This window comes from Sphingorhabdus sp. (genome assembly GCF_040079335.1).
Classification (GTDB): Bacteria; Pseudomonadota; Alphaproteobacteria; order Sphingomonadales; family Sphingomonadaceae; genus Sphingorhabdus_B.
In genome coordinates this window covers 16,442-30,812 of sequence record NZ_JBEBKL010000014.1, presented here as the reverse complement: position 1 = coordinate 30,812, position 14,371 = coordinate 16,442, and the positions used below count along the sequence as shown (strand labels likewise).

Here is a 14,371-nt window from a genome sequence, read left to right as displayed (position 1 = left end):
GATTGCAGAAATGCTCAGCGCGTAGCCGAGGGTTGCAGCGCTGCTGCATTAGTGGGCTGCGCTCCGTTGGTGGAGGCAGGCGAGGTGTTTGCCTTTCGCGCGAGCAAGGCCGCTGCACTCACGCCGACATCGGCAATCGAGCGTTCGCCGGTTCCCAATGCTGGCACCGGTTTGCCACCAATCGTTACGTCCAGAACCTGCGGCCTGCCGGTAACGATCATAGGGTTATTCGCATCGGCAGGAACGGTGAAACGATCACCGGGCTGCATTTCCTTTTCGTACAGCCGCTTGTTGTCGGCATCGTAGATCTTCACCCAAGCCGCCTCGCGAGCAACAATCATGACTTCGCCCGCTGGGTCTATCGCGGTTGCCGGGTTTTGTTTTGGCTGTTCCTTGATAGCGGCTTCGGCAACGGTTTTGGTAGGCTCAGGCGATGTTGTCTCCGGCGACAGGGCAAAGCTGCGCCAGACGAAATAGGCAACCACCAGCGCGACCGCCAAACCTGCCGCACTCCATGCAAGCCAGCGCGGCGGGACGCGGGCAGGGTCCGTCGGCTCGTAAGCCGGGGCACGTGCGACTACTCCCTGATATCCACCCTGTTCCAGCTCTGCACGCATTTCGGTAGCGATTGCCGCATCATCCATCCCGAGTGCCTTGGCATAGGATTTGGTGAACCCAATGGTGTAGGTCGATCCCGGCAGCGCCGTATATTCCGAGGCCTCGATTGCTTCGAGATGGCGGATAGGAACACGTGTGCGATTGGCGATTTCGTTGAGCGAAAGTCCCTCGGCCTCGCGTTTCGCGCGCAGTTTCGCACCGACGGACTGCAAGGCAGTTTCGCCTTCGTCGGTGTTCACATCTTCAATAGTTTGCTGATCGCGATCGTCCACCTAACCGCACTCCATGACCCGAATAAAAACGCCTCTAGCGGGCGATTGCGAAACAATGACGGCGGTATAACGAAAGTCAATGTTTAAAAGGTCTAGTACCGCCGCAACTCAAGATATTTCAACGCTTTGGGATTGCGCCCATGACTCAAGCCGCTGTCGGATACTGCCCAAAGGAGATGACAATATCATGGCCATTTCAGCGTCAATGGCTGCCGCATCGAGCGAACGCACCATCGCCTTGATTGCGCCGACTGCGGCCGGAGTGATCGATAGGCGCTTAATACCAATGCCGATCAAGGCCATCGCTTCCAATGTGCGGCCGCCCATTTCGCCGCAGACCGTCAAATCGACCTTGTGCGCATCGCATGCAATGACGACGCGGCGGATGAAACGCAATATGGCTGGGCTCAGCCAGTCATAGCGTTCGGCCAGACGCGGATCTGCCCGGTCGGCCGCAAAAAGAAACTGTGTCAGATCGTTTGTGCCGATCGACAGAAAATCGAGATTTGGCAGCAATATATCGAGCATTTCGGCAAGAGCTGGAACTTCAAGCATAGCTCCATAGCGGATACGCGACGGAAGCTGCTTCTTTCGCGCCGACAGATATTCGAGTTGCGCCTCGAATACCTGTTTTGCCGCGTCAAACTCCCACGGCTCGGAAACCATCGGGAACATGACGTTGAGGTTGCGCCCCGCTGCAGCCTCAAGCAGCGCCCGCGCTTGCGCCTTCATCAGCCCTTCCTGGTCAAGCGCAAGCCGAAGGGCGCGCCAGCCCATCGCGGGATTTTCCTCTTCTTCGGAAATATGCTTCAGATAAGGCAGGGCCTTGTCACCGCCAACATCGATGGTTCGGAACACTACCGGTTTGTCTCCGGCGGCATCGAGCACCTCTCGATAAAAGCGTTGCTGCCGTTCGCGCTGTGGCAAAGTAGCCGAAATCAGGAACTGGAATTCGGTGCGAAACAGGCCGATGCCTTCTGCGCCTGAAAGGCCGATGGCGAGCGCATCGTCGCGCAATCCGGCGTTGATCAGCAAAGCCACCTTTTGATCATCCTTTGTGACCGATGGTTCGTCGCGCAGCGCAGCATAGCGGGCTTTTTTCTTCTGCCGGTCGGCCAATTCGCTTGAAAAGGCCTCCTGCACCGCAGCTGATGGCCGCACGATGACATTTTTGTCATCGACATTGAGAAGCAGCATGTCGCCTTCGCGGATTGTCTGGCGGACGCCTGCAGCCCTGCCAAGCACAGGCACGCCCATAGCTCGCGCCACTATGGTGACATGCGCGGTCAACGAGCCTTCTTCAAGAATGACACCGCGCAAACGGCGCTTGTCATATTCGAGCAATTCTGCGGGCCCCAAATTGCGAGCGACGAGAATTGAATCCTGCTTGAGGCCTAATTGCGCCGCCGTGCCCATCTGGCCAGAAACGATGCGGAGCAAACGGTTCGACAGGTCTTCCAGATCGTGCATGCGGTCGGCGAGCAATGGGTCGTCGATCTGCCGCATCCGCATCCGCGTGCGTTGCTGCACCCGCTCGATCGCAGCTTCGGCGGTCAGGCCGCTGTCAATCGCTTCATTGATGCGCCTCGACCAGCCCTCATCATAGGCGAACATCTTATAGGTATCGAGGATTTCGGCATGCTCACCGCCAGCGCCGAATTCGGCCATATTGGCCATGCGGTCGATCTGTTCGCGCATCTTGTCAAAGGCGGAATAGACGCGTGCGCGTTCGGCCTCGGTGTCTTCCGCCATCGTATGTTCGATGCGAACATTGGGCTGGTGGAAAATTGCAACGCCTGCTGCGACGCCAGAGACCAGCGGCAGGCCGTTCAGCACGACGGTGCCGGTTTGCCCGCTGCCAATCGTGCCTGCCTCGTCGATCAGGCCGGCATAGGCAATCAGTTCAGACAGCACCATCGCCGTGGTTTGCAGGGCCTCGATCTCGACCTCGGCATATTTGCGCTGGTCGGCATGCTGAACCGCCAGCACGCCAACAGCGCGCTCGGATCTTACAATGGGCACGCCGGCAAAACTGTGGAACCGTTCTTCGCCCGTTTCAGGCATATAGCGGAAGGCAGGATGGGCGGCAGCCTCATCCAAGTTCAGCGTTTCGACATTGTCGGCGATCGTGCCTACAAGGCCTTCGCCGAATGCGAGCTTTGTGACGTGAACGGCATCCTGATTGAGCCCGCGGGTCGCGAACAGTTCCAGCACGCCGTCGCGCAACAGATAGATCGAGCACACCTCGCTCGACAGCGCTTCGCCGATAATATTGACGACCTGATTGAGTTTGGCCTGAGCGTGATTGCCCGAGGCCATCACCTCGTGCAGGCCGGTCAATATGTTACGTGCGGCGATTGCTGCGCTTTCCATGCCACCCGGTTAGCAGATGGCATGGCAGCATGCGATACCCCTACGGGCATTAACCGAAAAAATTACGTATGCCTATTTTGTCAGGCGGACGCCAATTCCTGCGCCATTGCATCCTTGAGATGCAATTTCTGCTTTTTGAGGCGGTGGATCAAATCATCATCAGGATGGGGCCGGGTTTCTTCTTGTTCAAGCTGCGCTTCGAGTTCGGCATGTTTCAGGCGCAGGGCCGACAGATGATTTTCGCTCACCTCTATCTCCTTCTTGCTTGTCGCCAGGAGAGTCGATCCATTTCGACTCACCAGAGCCAAGAAGAAGAATAGAACATGTTTTCCACAGGCTGTCTTGCGAAAAAACATCCATCTCGCCGCAGATCATTTTCGTTCTGGCGACACGGTCCCGGCGGGGCTATCAGGCTTGAAAATATATTACATCTCCACTGGGGCGCCATGAACGACGACGGAATCCGGCAGCAAATTGAACTGTTGAAGATCGAACATCGCGATCTTGACGACGCCATTTCTGCGCTTCAAGCCAATCCAGTTGCCGATCAACTGCAGGTTGCCAGATTGAAACGTCGAAAGCTCGCGCTCAAGGATCGCATCGGCATTCTTGAAGACCAGATTATCCCGGATATTATCGCCTGAAACTTCAAAACATTAACCGCTTAAACTCGCTGTTGGTTAACGTGCCGTCATGGAACATTCGGCCGTTAGCGGTGGAAAAGTGGTAAACGTTGCTGACAGTACCGGAGTCGCTTTGGCATGGAAGGGGTATGCACGCTCCGCAGTATCAAATCACACCCAAGCTGATCGACGGTCTTTACACCGAAGCCATGGTGCTGGCCGACGAGGCGCGGTCCTATTTCGATAGTGATCGGGCGCGGCAGATTTCGCCGGCTGATGTCGCGGTCGCTTTCTCGTGCGAGTCGCTAAAGGTCACAACGCGGTTGATGCATGTCATCGCCTGGCTGCTGAACCAGAAGGCTATCCGTGCCGGTGAAATCCATCCTTCGGATGTGATGCATGAACTCGATGAGCTGGGCTATGCCCCCGCGACCGACGATTGGATGGTCCAGCGCATGCCCGACGAAGCCCGCACGCTCATCATGACGAGCGAGGATCTATATTATCGGGTGCAGCGGATGAGCAGCCACATTTATACCGATCAGGAAAACCAGCCTGAGCCGCATCGCTTGATCGAGCAACTCCGCCGCTCGTTCTGAGTTTCGCGGCGATTACTCAAATCGGAAAGTTTTGCAATTCACAGGGCGTGACCTTGCGCGTGTGACGTCCTATATGGCGCGCATGGAAAATGTGACACCTACCAAGGCGAAGACGTTCGAGGATAACGATCTTATCCGCGAGGCAGCTGCTCTGACCCGTGAATTCAGCGTGGCCAAACCCGGTATCTATTGGCCCGATTTTCTTGGCTCGTCGCTGGTCGGGTATATTAGCCTCTATTTTGCGATTGCTGGTTCTTCATTGGCTATACAATTGGCGGGTGCCGCTGTCGCGATCACCTTCCTCTATCGCGCAGCATTGTTCATCCACGAAATCACCCATATGAAACGAGACCATGTTCCGGGTTTCCGCTGGGTGTGGAATTTCCTCGTCGGCATCCCGATGCTGATTCCGTCCTTCACCTATGAAGACACGCACAACCAGCATCATTCAAAGATGCGGTACGGGACCGATCGTGATCCCGAATATCTGCCACTTGCACTTATGAAGCCGCATATGCTGGTCTTTTTCATGGGCGTCGCAGCATTGGGCTCTATCGGTTTCCTTATCCGCTTCGCGATCCTGTCGCCGCTGTCGTTGCTAAGTTCATGGATTCGCCGTGAAACCGTCGCGCGGTTTTCGACCCTGTCCATCAACCCGTCCTATCGCAGAGCCATGCCCGAAGGCGAGTTCCGCCGCGACTGGATCATCATGGAAACGGGTGCCAGCCTTTGGTCGATCGGGATACTGACGGCTGTAGCGGTGGGCTGGATCCCGCTGAAGGCGTTCCTCATCTACCTTGCTATCGTTGCTGCTGCATTGGTCTTGAATCAGGTTCGCACTTTGGTCGCGCATTTGTGGGAAAATGATGGCGAGGTTTTGAGCGTCACCGAACAATACCTCGATAGCGTGAATGTGCCGCCGCCGGGCATAATGGGCGAGTTCTGGGCACCTGTTGGCTTGCGCTATCATGCGTTGCACCACCTTGTCCCCAGCGTGCCTTACCATGCACTGCCCGAAGTGCATCGCCGCCTTGCTGCCAAATTCGGCAGTGGCAGCAATTATGACAAGGCGAATTATCCAAATCTGCGCGGATTGTTGGCGCGGCTGGTGGCTTCATCGGTCAGGGGCGGAAAGGCCGCTTAATCGGCCTTTTCTTTGCTCAACCGTGTCATCAAGATCGCGGCCCGTTTGGCCTGCCGCCTGATGCTATGGAGGTCGACCGTCTCACCCGGCGCATGATCGCCGCGACTGTAGGTACCTAGACCCGCCAGCCCATCAACATCGTTGGCCACAAAACTGATATCGCCTGCGCCGCGTTTTAGCGGGTCGAGTGCCGGCATTTCGGCCAGCCCCATATCGCGATTTACGAAGTTCAGTTTGTTGAGCAGCGCTTTATTGCCAGCGGTCGGTGCCATCGCGGGATAGGCTCCCGGATCGAAGCTGATCCTGGCGCTGGTCAAGGGTGCCGATTCAGCCACAATCGCTAGCATCTTGGTCTTCACCCGCGCCGTCTGTTCCTCGGACAAGGTCCGGAAATCGCCTCGTGCCAATGCAATGCCGGGAATGATATTGGTCTTGCCTGCGGCGGTTGCACGAATTCCGCCTGCATCGAGCGCAGCTTCCTGACCAGCAGCAATGAGGCCGACATTGAAGGTCAGATTCTGTTCGGGAAGTTCGGTACGGAAGCGGTGAAGGATGCGCGCCAATTCGAACGCCGCGCCATCACCATAGGTGCCGCTGAAGATCAGTGAACTGTGGCCGGTTTTTCCGCTGACTTCAAGCTTCCAGCTGTTTGAAGATCGCCTCGCGATAGATCCCATGTCGCGCCTTTCGTCGCGCACCAATCCCTCAAAGTCGAGCGCAACATCGGCGTGCTTGCCAGCGGCGATTAATGGCGCACGTGTGACTTCGATGGGATCGCCTGAATCCTCTTCGTCGCCTGTCATGTGGATTTCAATATTGGCGTCTTTGAGTGTCCCAGCGGCCTGCATGGCACGGAGCGCTGCGATGATAACTGTCATTCCGCCCTTGTCGTCTCCGGCGCCCGGGCCCTCGGCCTCGTCGACTATGCCATCCCTTTTCCGGACGAACTTCTGGAACGGGCTATCGGGTTCGAACACCGTATCCAGATGCGCCACCAGCAAAAGGCGCTTGGTGCCCTTTTTGCCCTGCTTGGCGGCGACCAGATGGCCCGCACGGCCAGCAGCCGACATGTCGAGCCATTCGAGCTTGAAACCCAGCGGTTCCAGTTCGGCGCGCATCATGTCGCCGACCTTCCGCACGCCGTCAAAATTCATAGAGCCTGAATTCTGGTTCACCAGTTTTTCGAGCAAGGCGACCGAGCGTTCATATTCGGCATCGACGGTCGCGACCATTTTCGCCTCGGATTTGCTTAACTGCGCAAATGCCGGACTACAAAAGGCGAGCGCCAGCCCCGCACCCGTTAAGGCGAGGGACTGGCGCACTATCTTCGTCAAAGCAAGGCTCATGCAGGCAGGCCGCTGATCGCTTTCACTTCCATGAAGTCTTTGAGACCAAATAGGCCAGCCTCGCGGCCATTGCCTGATTGCTTGTAACCACCGAAAGGAGCGCCGGGATTGGGCCCCCAATTGTTGATCGCCACCATGCCTGCACGAAGTTTCGGTGCGATTTCAGCGGCCTTGGCCGGATCGCCCGAAACCACTGCCGAAAGGCCATATTCGGTGTCGTTGGCGATGGCGATGGCTTGGTCGAGATCGTCATAGGCCATGATCGTGGCGACCGGCCCAAACACCTCTTCCTTTGCAATGCGCATGTCCGGGGTGACGCCCGAGAAGACCGTCGGCTTGATATAATAGCCACGGTTGAGGTCGGCCGGGCGGTCGGTGCCGCCGGTTTCCAGCGTCGCGCCTTCGTCGATAGCCGACTGGATCAGTCCTTGGATCTTCTCATATTGTGCCTTGTTGACCACAGGGCCGATATGCATGCCTTCCTGCATTGGGTCGCCCACCGAGGTGCCTTCGAACATCGCCTTGACGAAAGTGGCGGCTTCCTGCGCACGGTCTTTCTGTACGAGGATGCGTGTCGGAGCGATGCAGCTCTGGCCGCTGTTGATGAGGACGCCCTGCACGGTCGGAGGTAGGACTTCTTCGAACTTTGCGTCGGGCAGAACAACGTTCGGCGATTTGCCGCCCAGTTCCTGGTGGACGCGCTTGACGGTATCGGCTGCCGATTTGGCGACGAGGATTCCGGCACGGGTCGAGCCGGTGAAGCTGACCATGTCAACATCGGGGTGCGCCGAAATGGCGGCGCCCACAGTCGGGCCGTCTCCCTGCACAAGGTTAAACACGCCCGGCGGCACACCGGCTGCATCCATCACTTCTGCAAAGATTGCCGCGTTGCCGGGGCATTCTTCCGAAGGCTTCAGCACCATCGTGTTGCCCGCGGCAATGCAGGGTGCAACTTTCAGGGCGATCTGGTTCAGCGGCCAGTTCCAGGGAGTGATCAGGCCGACGACGCCGATGGGTTCATAGACGACGGTGTTCGCGCCGTGCTGTTCCTTGAACGCAAAGTTTTCGAGCGCGGGCAGCGTACCGAGAAACCCGCCGAGGCCTGCTGGCGCCTGCGCCATTGTAGCGAAGCTGACCGGCGCGCCCATTTCGGCGGCCATCGATTTGGCGAAATCGGGGATGCGCTTTTTATATTCCTCGATGATGCGGTTCATCAGCGCAATGCGCTCTTCACGGCTCGTCTGGCTGAAGGTCTTGAAAGCTTGGCGTGCAGCCGAAACCGCTGCGTCGACATCGGCCTGCGTGCCAAGCGTTATTACGGTGCAGGGCTCTTCGGTAGAGGGGCTGATCACTTCGTGGCGCTTGCCACCGATGCTGTCGACCCATTTGCCGTTGATATAGTGCTTCAGATAGCTGTCCATGTCTCTCTCCTTATTTCCCAGCGAGTCGCGAAAGCGAGGCTTCGGTTTTGATTTGGGACTTTTTCCGCCAAGGTCAACAGCGCGTTCAATCGTGCGATTAAAAAAGCCCGGGGTTCCCCCCGGGCTGTTCGACGAAACGAGGCGAGAACGCGCTAAAAACTGCGCGTCGGAGCCGAACCGGCGAGAAATGCCTGAACCTGTTCAAAGCTGACCGTTTTGCGGTTATTGGCCGAATTGCGATCATCGTTGCAGTTGTTGCCGTCTATGGCGATGTCGGGATCGTAGCTGATGCTGGCCTCGACAGACCCGCCAAATTCGAATGTGTCAAAGGCATTGGCTATCATCGGGGTGGTCATCATTCCCATCCGGCTGTTTGCAGCGGCGCGTCCTGGAAGGGCCTGGCTGCGAGAAACCACATTTCCGGTGTTGCCATTTTTCACGCTGACACTGACGTTCTGTTGGTTCGCACCCGATTGCCACGCGCTGCTGCCCATATTGCGGACTTCCACAGTCACCTGCACCGAACCGGCGGCCTTGCCTTTGGTCAAGGTTATGGCACCAATTGCAGGATCGACCATGCAGGCCAAAGGCCGCAACGGCCCCGGCAACGGCTTTTTAATGGCCTCTGTTGGAAGCTGAGGTGTCGGTTCTCCGGTTGCTGCAGTTGCCGCGGCGGCGCATAGCGCAATGGCACCCAGAATTGCTGCAAATTTTGGCATGGTTTACCTCCTCTGATGCGAAAACTGACGAAGTTGTCGAAAAGTTCAGGCACACCCTAATTGTCCGCGCCCGTTGCGCTATCCCGCGAACAGGGTATCGGCATCCCCAATTCATGGGATGGCGGACCAATCTGCCTCAGCCTATCCGGTGGCCGTCCGCTTCTGTCATAATACGCGACCCATTGTGACGGAAGCGGACGAAATTTGCGGCGGCTTTTTGGCCCATTGTCTAGTCGACCGGTTAGTGGGACATTCGCCTGCATGATCCGTACCGCCATCATTGAAGACGATCCGCGCATCGCCGCAGATATTGCCGAGGTAATCCGGCAGGCTGACGATGTTGAACTGGTCGCTGCTGCAGGCTCAGTAGCTACCGGCTGCAAATTGATCGACGAAGGCGGCTTTGATGTTCTGGTGTGTGATCTTGGATTGCCGGATGGCGATGGCACGACGCTGATCCGCAAGGCGGCTGCGCAATATCCAGACATCGACATATTGGTGCTGACAATGTTTGCAGACCATCACAAAGTACTCGACGCCATTCGTGCGGGGGCACGCGGCTACTTGCTCAAGGATCAGAAACTGGGCGAATGCGTCGCTGCGATCCGCGAGGTTCGCAAAGGCGGCTCGCCCATCAGCCCGATCATTGCCCGATTGCTGCTCAAGGAACTGTCGCCGCCAGAGGCTGCACCTACCATTGCGATCGAAGAGCAGCTGTCCGAGAGGGAAAAGGAAACCTTGCACCTGCTGTCGCGCGGATTTACCTATTCCGAATGTGCGGATTTGATGGGGATTTCGCAGCATACGGTGGGCACGCATGTCAAACATATCTACCGCAAGCTTGAAGTCAATTCGCGTGCCGAAGCGGTATTCGAGGCGTCGAACCGGGGTATGCTTGATATTCGCTAGGTGGCTGGTTGCGTGTATCGCTGCTTTTGTCTGCTGCGCCACAGCATCGATCGTTGCCGCAAAGAGCCCTTCCTCGGTCGATGTGCTCGAATTTCACAGCGGTGAAATTGTTTTTGCCGATCAAAGCGACATTCCTGCGACGGGGTGGGAGCGGCGCGCAACCCCCGCACTCTGGTTGTCGGATGAGGCGCGCATCAAGCTGGAAGGTAAGCTAACTGCATGGGGGCGTTTTCGCTTTGACGGTCGGCTCCTTCCCGACAAACCACTTGCCATCTACACTGAAAACAACCGCGAACGCCTGACCGTTTTCCTCAACGGCGTTGAACTGTTCCGCAATTATCGAAGTGCATCGTCGCAAACGCTGGGATGGAACCGGCCCTATATTATCCCCGTCCCGCAAAAACTGTTACGCGATACGGACAATGAGTTGGTGTTGCGCGTAGGGTCGGATCGGCAATTCTCGTTAGGGGTCGGTACAGTCAAAGTCGGATCGCAGGAAGAGCTAGGCAGGCTCTTTAACTACCAGCAATTCTGGAGGGTAACAGGTGCATCCGCCGCCAATTATGCGATGTTGTTTCTGACCTTTGCGGCATTCCTGATGTGGATGGCGCGGCGATCGGAAACCGAAATATTCTGGCTAGTGATGACGGGGTTGCTCTGGTTTGTGCGCGATTTTCACTTTTTCGCCGAAGAGTCGCCGCTAGACCCCTATTGGTTTCAGCAGGTCAGCTATTATTCGCTCTATTTTGCGGTTGCCGCATCGCTGAGTTTCTGCGTCGCCTTTTTGAAACTTCCCAATTATCGCCGGATTATTGCCATTGTTTTTGCGATTGGCGTTGCTCTGTGCATCTTTCGTGCGGCTATTACCTCGACCAACCGGACCGATCTGGCGACCAGCCTTGCGACCCTTGGCGTGTCGCTTGTGATATGCGGGTTGATGGTCGCTGACTGGCTGCGCCACCGGACGCTGGAAAGCGCTGCTTTGATTGCCATCGTGTTGTTCACAACAGCGCTAGGTTTTCACGACGTTGGCCGGATACCAAATGTGAACTGGTGGCAGGGCCTTGGTTTTCACATTCAGCCCTATACAGGTCTGCTCCTGTTCAGCGTGTTCTTGTTGTCTGTGGGCCGAAAATATTTGCGTGCGCTGGTCGAAGTCGAAACGCTGAATGCCAATCTCGAACAGCGGGTCGAAGCGGCGACGCAAGCCTTGGCCGCAAGCGAGCATGCTCGACAGAAAATCGAAGTCGAACATGCAGTTGGCATCGAGCGGGAACGGCTGATGCGTGAAATGCATGACGGCATCGGCTCAAATCTCGTGACCGCTTTGGCCGTAGTTAAAAAGCAGGGGGAGGCGCCGGTCGCCGAAGAAACCCTGCAGCGTGCGATAACCGATCTGAAACTGACCGTGGATTCGCTCGCGCCGGTCGAGGGCGATGTTGTCGCACTGCTCGCCAACCTGCGGCACCGGATGGAACCAGATATGGAAAAAGCCGGGGTGAAATGCATCTGGCGGGTGGAACCATGCCCGTCGCTCGACTGGCTCGATGCCCCCAATGCGCTCCACATGTTGCGTATCATTCAGGAAGGTGTCGGCAATGTTTTATCGCATGCGGGCGCCAGCAACATCACTATAGCTTGCCACCCTTCGGACAGGGAGGGGAGATCGGGCGTCGAGTTGGTCCTTTCTGACGATGGAAGCGGCTTCGAAATCGCTGAACAATCAGGTCCGGGGCGCGGACTTTCAAACATGCGGACGCGGGCCCAACAATTGGCGGCGGAACTTGACATCGAAAGCAGCATTGGCGCGGGAAGCCGTTTGAAATTGTGGTTGCCGACTAGAGCTGTTGATGTCGCATAACTGCAGTTCGGAGAGAAGAAGCACCGAAACGCATCCAAGCTTTCTTAGGCGTTAGCCGAACAAGTGCGTGACTCGGGGCTTCAAATCTGTAAAGAGCTCTTTACAGGCAGGAGCAATCCATTTGGAAAATCGGTTGAAAACCTATCGTGACGGCGTCGGCTGGAGCCAAGGTGAGTTGGCAAGGCGGTTGGGCGTGTCGCGGCAAACTATCAACGCGGTTGAAACCAACAAATATGATCCAAGCCTTCCATTGGCGCTGCGAATGGCAAAATTATTCGCTTGTCAGGTGCCAGACCTTTTTATCGATCATTGGGAAACCGAGGAAAACTCAAATGACTAATGTTTCTGCGGAAAACAAAGCGCTAAAAACACGCAAGCTGATCGTTCAAATGGTATCTGGCGGCTTGGTTGGCGGAATTGGCTCTTACGCGGCGATGAGCTTGATTGATCCGAAGACAATGAGTGTCGATCAGGTTATCGTCGGTGGCATCGGTCTGATCTACTTGCTGATGGGGCTGTTCGTCGGTTTCGGCTTGCTTGCACCAAAATTGGGATCGAAGATCCTGAATGTCGAGGATGTAGAGGAAATTCACGAGCAACGCCGCATGTTGACGGGATCGTCGATCGCGATGGCAACCATCGGCGCTGCGTTGGCCGCATTGGCGCTGGCCGCCCCTGGAGCGACAGTATCACCGTTGGCTGGCTTTGGCGGGATCGTAGCCGCACTGGCGGTTTCTGTAGTTATTACCGCGCGCGACTGGAAATATTATGATGAAATGATGTGGCAGTTGAGCCGGGATGCTGGAAATCTCGCGTTTTGCGCGATCGGAACAGTTCTCATGCTCTGGGGATCCGCAGCGGCGGTCGGTTTGGCTGCGGCACCAACACCCCTTGCTCTAGTCGCATTGGTTGCCGGCGGCATGCTGCTGGCTATTTTTGTTTCGGCGACGCGGGCTGGTTTAATGATGCCGCGATAACAGTATGCAAAGAAAAGGGCGCCCGGATCGCTCCGGACGCCCTTTCGATTGCGGCTGCCCCCCAGCTTAGCCGCTGTAGTACATATCGAATTCGACCGGTGACGGCGTGGTTTCCCAGCGCGACACTTCGTCCCATTTAAGGTCGATATAGGCTTCGATCTGATCCTTGGTGAAGACATCGCCTTCGAGCAGGAAGTCATGGTCAGCCGCCAGGCTGTCGAGTGCTTCGCGGAGCGATCCACAGACGGTCGGGACCTGCGCGAGTTCTGCCGGAGGCAGGTCGTACAGGTTCTTGTCCATCGCGTCACCGGGATGGATCTTGTTACGGATACCGTCCAGACCCGCCATCAGCAACGCCGAATAGCAGAGATAGGGGTTGGCGAGCGCATCGGGGAAGCGGAATTCAACGCGCTTTGCCTTGTCACCGGTGCCATACGGAATGCGGCACGAAGCCGAACGGTTGCGGCTCGAATAAGCGAGTAGCACGGGGGCTTCAAAGCCCGGAACCAGACGCTTGTAGCTGTTGGTGGTCGGGTTGGTGAAGGCGTTCAGCGCCTTGGCATGCTTGATGACGCCGCCGATGAAGTACAGGCACATGTCCGACAGGCCGGCATAGCCATTGCCCGCGAACAGCGGCTTGCCCTTTTCCCAGATCGAAATGTGGGTGTGCATGCCCGAGCCATTGTCCGACTTGATCGGCTTCGGCATGAAGGTCGCGGTTTTGCCATAGGCATGCGCGACCTGGTGCACGACATATTTATACACCTGCATACGGTCGGCGGTCTGCACTAGCGTGCCGAAGGTCAGCCCGAGTTCGTGCTGGGCCGCCGCCACTTCATGGTGATGCTTGTCGCAGGGCAGGCCCATTTCGAGCATGGTCGTGACCATTTCGCCACGGATGTCGACGGCGCTGTCGACGGGGGCGACGGGGAAATAGCCACCCTTGGCACGCGGACGGTGGGCAAGGTTGCCGGTTTCGTACGAACGACCTGTGTTGGTCGGCAGTTCGATGTCGTCGATGCGGAAGCCCGAGCCATCATAACCGTCATAGAAAGTCACATCGTCGAACATGAAGAATTCGGCTTCGGGGCCGACATAAACGGTGTCGCCGATACCGGTTGCCTTGACATAGGCTTCGGCGCGCTTGGCGGTCGAGCGCGGATCGCGGGCGTAGAGTTCGCCGGTCGAGGGTTCGACGATGTCGCAGCAGATGATCATCATCGGCGTCGCGCTGAACGGATCCATATAGACCGCGTCAAGATCGGGGCGCAGGATCATGTCAGATTCGTTGATGGCCTTCCAGCCTTCGATCGACGAACCATCGAACATCAGGCCGTCTTCCAGTTCATCCTCACCGAGGACGCCTGCGCACATCGTCAGGTGCTGCCACTTGCCCTTCGGGTCGGTGAAGCGCAGATCGACCCACTCGACATCATTTTCCTTGATCTGTTTCAGTATGTCCTTGGCTGAAGCCATGATGCTTTCCTTCTTTGACTTGGATTGTTTGGA

The 14,371-nt window shown here is 56.9% G+C and carries 14 protein-coding genes; 7 read left to right on the top strand and 7 right to left on the bottom strand.

The annotated features are described in order from the left end of the window. Window positions 1–14: 14 nt before the first annotated feature. The 3 genes from ABL922_RS06120 to ABL922_RS06110 form a co-directional block, all read right to left on the bottom strand. Window positions 15–890: a RodZ domain-containing protein gene (locus ABL922_RS06120; protein ID WP_349023323.1), complete on the bottom strand. Its 876-nt coding sequence runs from the start codon at window positions 888–890 to the stop codon at window positions 15–17. 108 nt (window positions 891–998) lie between these two features. Beyond that, window positions 999–3,263, bottom strand: coding sequence for a phosphoenolpyruvate--protein phosphotransferase (gene ptsP / locus ABL922_RS06115; RefSeq protein ID WP_349023322.1), 2,265 nt, complete (start codon window positions 3,261–3,263; stop codon window positions 999–1,001). A gap of 80 nt (window positions 3,264–3,343) precedes the next feature. Next, window positions 3,344–3,619 carry a YdcH family protein gene (locus ABL922_RS06110; protein ID WP_349023321.1) on the bottom strand — a complete coding sequence of 92 codons (276 nt, stop codon included), beginning with the start codon at window positions 3,617–3,619 and terminating at the stop codon, window positions 3,344–3,346. Between the two features lie 90 nt (window positions 3,620–3,709). On the opposite strand from ABL922_RS06110, the gene ABL922_RS06105 reads away from it, so the two are divergent. The 3 genes from ABL922_RS06105 to ABL922_RS06095 all read left to right on the top strand — a co-directional run bounded on the left by ABL922_RS06105 (window position 3,710) and on the right by ABL922_RS06095 (window position 5,629). Beyond that, window positions 3,710–3,907 carry a DUF465 domain-containing protein gene (locus ABL922_RS06105; protein ID WP_349023320.1) on the top strand — a complete coding sequence of 66 codons (198 nt, stop codon included), beginning with the start codon at window positions 3,710–3,712 and terminating at the stop codon, window positions 3,905–3,907. A 128-nt stretch (window positions 3,908–4,035) separates the two neighbouring features. Beyond that, window positions 4,036–4,485, top strand: a complete 450-nt coding sequence (locus ABL922_RS06100; protein ID WP_349023319.1) for a DUF1465 family protein — start codon at window positions 4,036–4,038, stop codon at window positions 4,483–4,485. A gap of 61 nt (window positions 4,486–4,546) precedes the next feature. Continuing rightward, complete coding sequence (locus tag ABL922_RS06095) at window positions 4,547–5,629, top strand: fatty acid desaturase (RefSeq protein WP_349023318.1); 1,083 nt, start codon at window positions 4,547–4,549, stop codon at window positions 5,627–5,629. On the opposite strand, the gene ABL922_RS06090 is transcribed toward ABL922_RS06095, so the two are convergent. The 3 genes from ABL922_RS06090 to ABL922_RS06080 form a co-directional block, all read right to left on the bottom strand. After that, window positions 5,626–6,951, bottom strand: a complete 1,326-nt coding sequence (locus ABL922_RS06090; protein ID WP_349023317.1) for a M20/M25/M40 family metallo-hydrolase — start codon at window positions 6,949–6,951, stop codon at window positions 5,626–5,628. The two genes, ABL922_RS06095 and ABL922_RS06090, sit on opposite strands and share 4 nt — an antisense overlap. Window positions 6,952–6,971: 20 nt before the next feature. Next, window positions 6,972–8,396 carry an aldehyde dehydrogenase family protein gene (locus ABL922_RS06085; RefSeq protein ID WP_349023316.1) on the bottom strand — a complete coding sequence of 475 codons (1,425 nt, stop codon included), beginning with the start codon at window positions 8,394–8,396 and terminating at the stop codon, window positions 6,972–6,974. A 152-nt stretch (window positions 8,397–8,548) separates the two neighbouring features. Further along, a complete protein-coding gene (locus ABL922_RS06080) occupies window positions 8,549–9,115 on the bottom strand; it encodes a hypothetical protein (protein WP_349023315.1) in 567 nt (188 codons plus the stop codon). Between the two features lie 261 nt (window positions 9,116–9,376). On the opposite strand from ABL922_RS06080, the gene ABL922_RS06075 reads away from it, so the two are divergent. The 4 genes from ABL922_RS06075 (at window position 9,377) to ABL922_RS06060 (ending at window position 12,862) form a co-directional block, all read left to right on the top strand. Continuing rightward, the gene (locus ABL922_RS06075; protein WP_349023314.1) at window positions 9,377–10,024 is read left to right on the top strand and encodes a response regulator transcription factor; all 648 of its coding nucleotides are present in this window, start codon (window positions 9,377–9,379) and stop codon (window positions 10,022–10,024) included. Continuing rightward, window positions 10,011–11,885 carry an ATP-binding protein gene (locus tag ABL922_RS06070; RefSeq protein ID WP_349023313.1) on the top strand — a complete coding sequence of 625 codons (1,875 nt, stop codon included), beginning with the start codon at window positions 10,011–10,013 and terminating at the stop codon, window positions 11,883–11,885. The genes ABL922_RS06075 and ABL922_RS06070 overlap by 14 nt, the downstream gene beginning before the upstream one ends. Before the next feature lie 121 nt (window positions 11,886–12,006). Beyond that, window positions 12,007–12,225, top strand: a complete 219-nt coding sequence (locus ABL922_RS06065; RefSeq protein ID WP_349023312.1) for a helix-turn-helix transcriptional regulator — start codon at window positions 12,007–12,009, stop codon at window positions 12,223–12,225. Next, window positions 12,119–12,862, top strand: a complete 744-nt coding sequence (locus tag ABL922_RS06060; protein WP_349023345.1) for a hypothetical protein — start codon at window positions 12,119–12,121, stop codon at window positions 12,860–12,862. The genes ABL922_RS06065 and ABL922_RS06060 overlap by 107 nt, the downstream gene beginning before the upstream one ends. A gap of 66 nt (window positions 12,863–12,928) precedes the next feature. Here ABL922_RS06060 and glnA read toward each other — a convergent pair whose 3' ends face one another. Further along, window positions 12,929–14,338, bottom strand: a complete 1,410-nt coding sequence (gene glnA, locus ABL922_RS06055) for a type I glutamate--ammonia ligase (protein ID WP_349023311.1) — start codon at window positions 14,336–14,338, stop codon at window positions 12,929–12,931. Window positions 14,339–14,371: the final 33 nt, after the last annotated feature.

Bases quoted from the DNA above. Each gene is read 5' to 3' on its own strand.
- ptsP (WP_349023322.1), bottom strand. From the start codon at position 3,263: ATGGAAAGCGCAGCAATCGCCGCACGTAACATATTGACCGGCCTGCAC.
- ABL922_RS06110 (WP_349023321.1), bottom strand. From the start codon at position 3,619: ATGTTTTTTCGCAAGACAGCCTGTGGAAAACATGTTCTATTCTTCTTC.
- ABL922_RS06105 (WP_349023320.1), top strand. From the start codon at position 3,710: ATGAACGACGACGGAATCCGGCAGCAAATTGAACTGTTGAAGATCGAA.
- ABL922_RS06100 (WP_349023319.1), top strand. From the start codon at position 4,036: ATGCACGCTCCGCAGTATCAAATCACACCCAAGCTGATCGACGGTCTT.
- ABL922_RS06085 (WP_349023316.1), bottom strand. From the start codon at position 8,396: ATGGACAGCTATCTGAAGCACTATATCAACGGCAAATGGGTCGACAGC.
- ABL922_RS06080 (WP_349023315.1), bottom strand. From the start codon at position 9,115: ATGCCAAAATTTGCAGCAATTCTGGGTGCCATTGCGCTATGCGCCGCC.
- ABL922_RS06075 (WP_349023314.1), top strand. From the start codon at position 9,377: ATGATCCGTACCGCCATCATTGAAGACGATCCGCGCATCGCCGCAGAT.
- ABL922_RS06060 (WP_349023345.1), top strand. From the start codon at position 12,119: ATGATCCAAGCCTTCCATTGGCGCTGCGAATGGCAAAATTATTCGCTT.
- glnA (WP_349023311.1), bottom strand. From the start codon at position 14,338: ATGGCTTCAGCCAAGGACATACTGAAACAGATCAAGGAAAATGATGTC.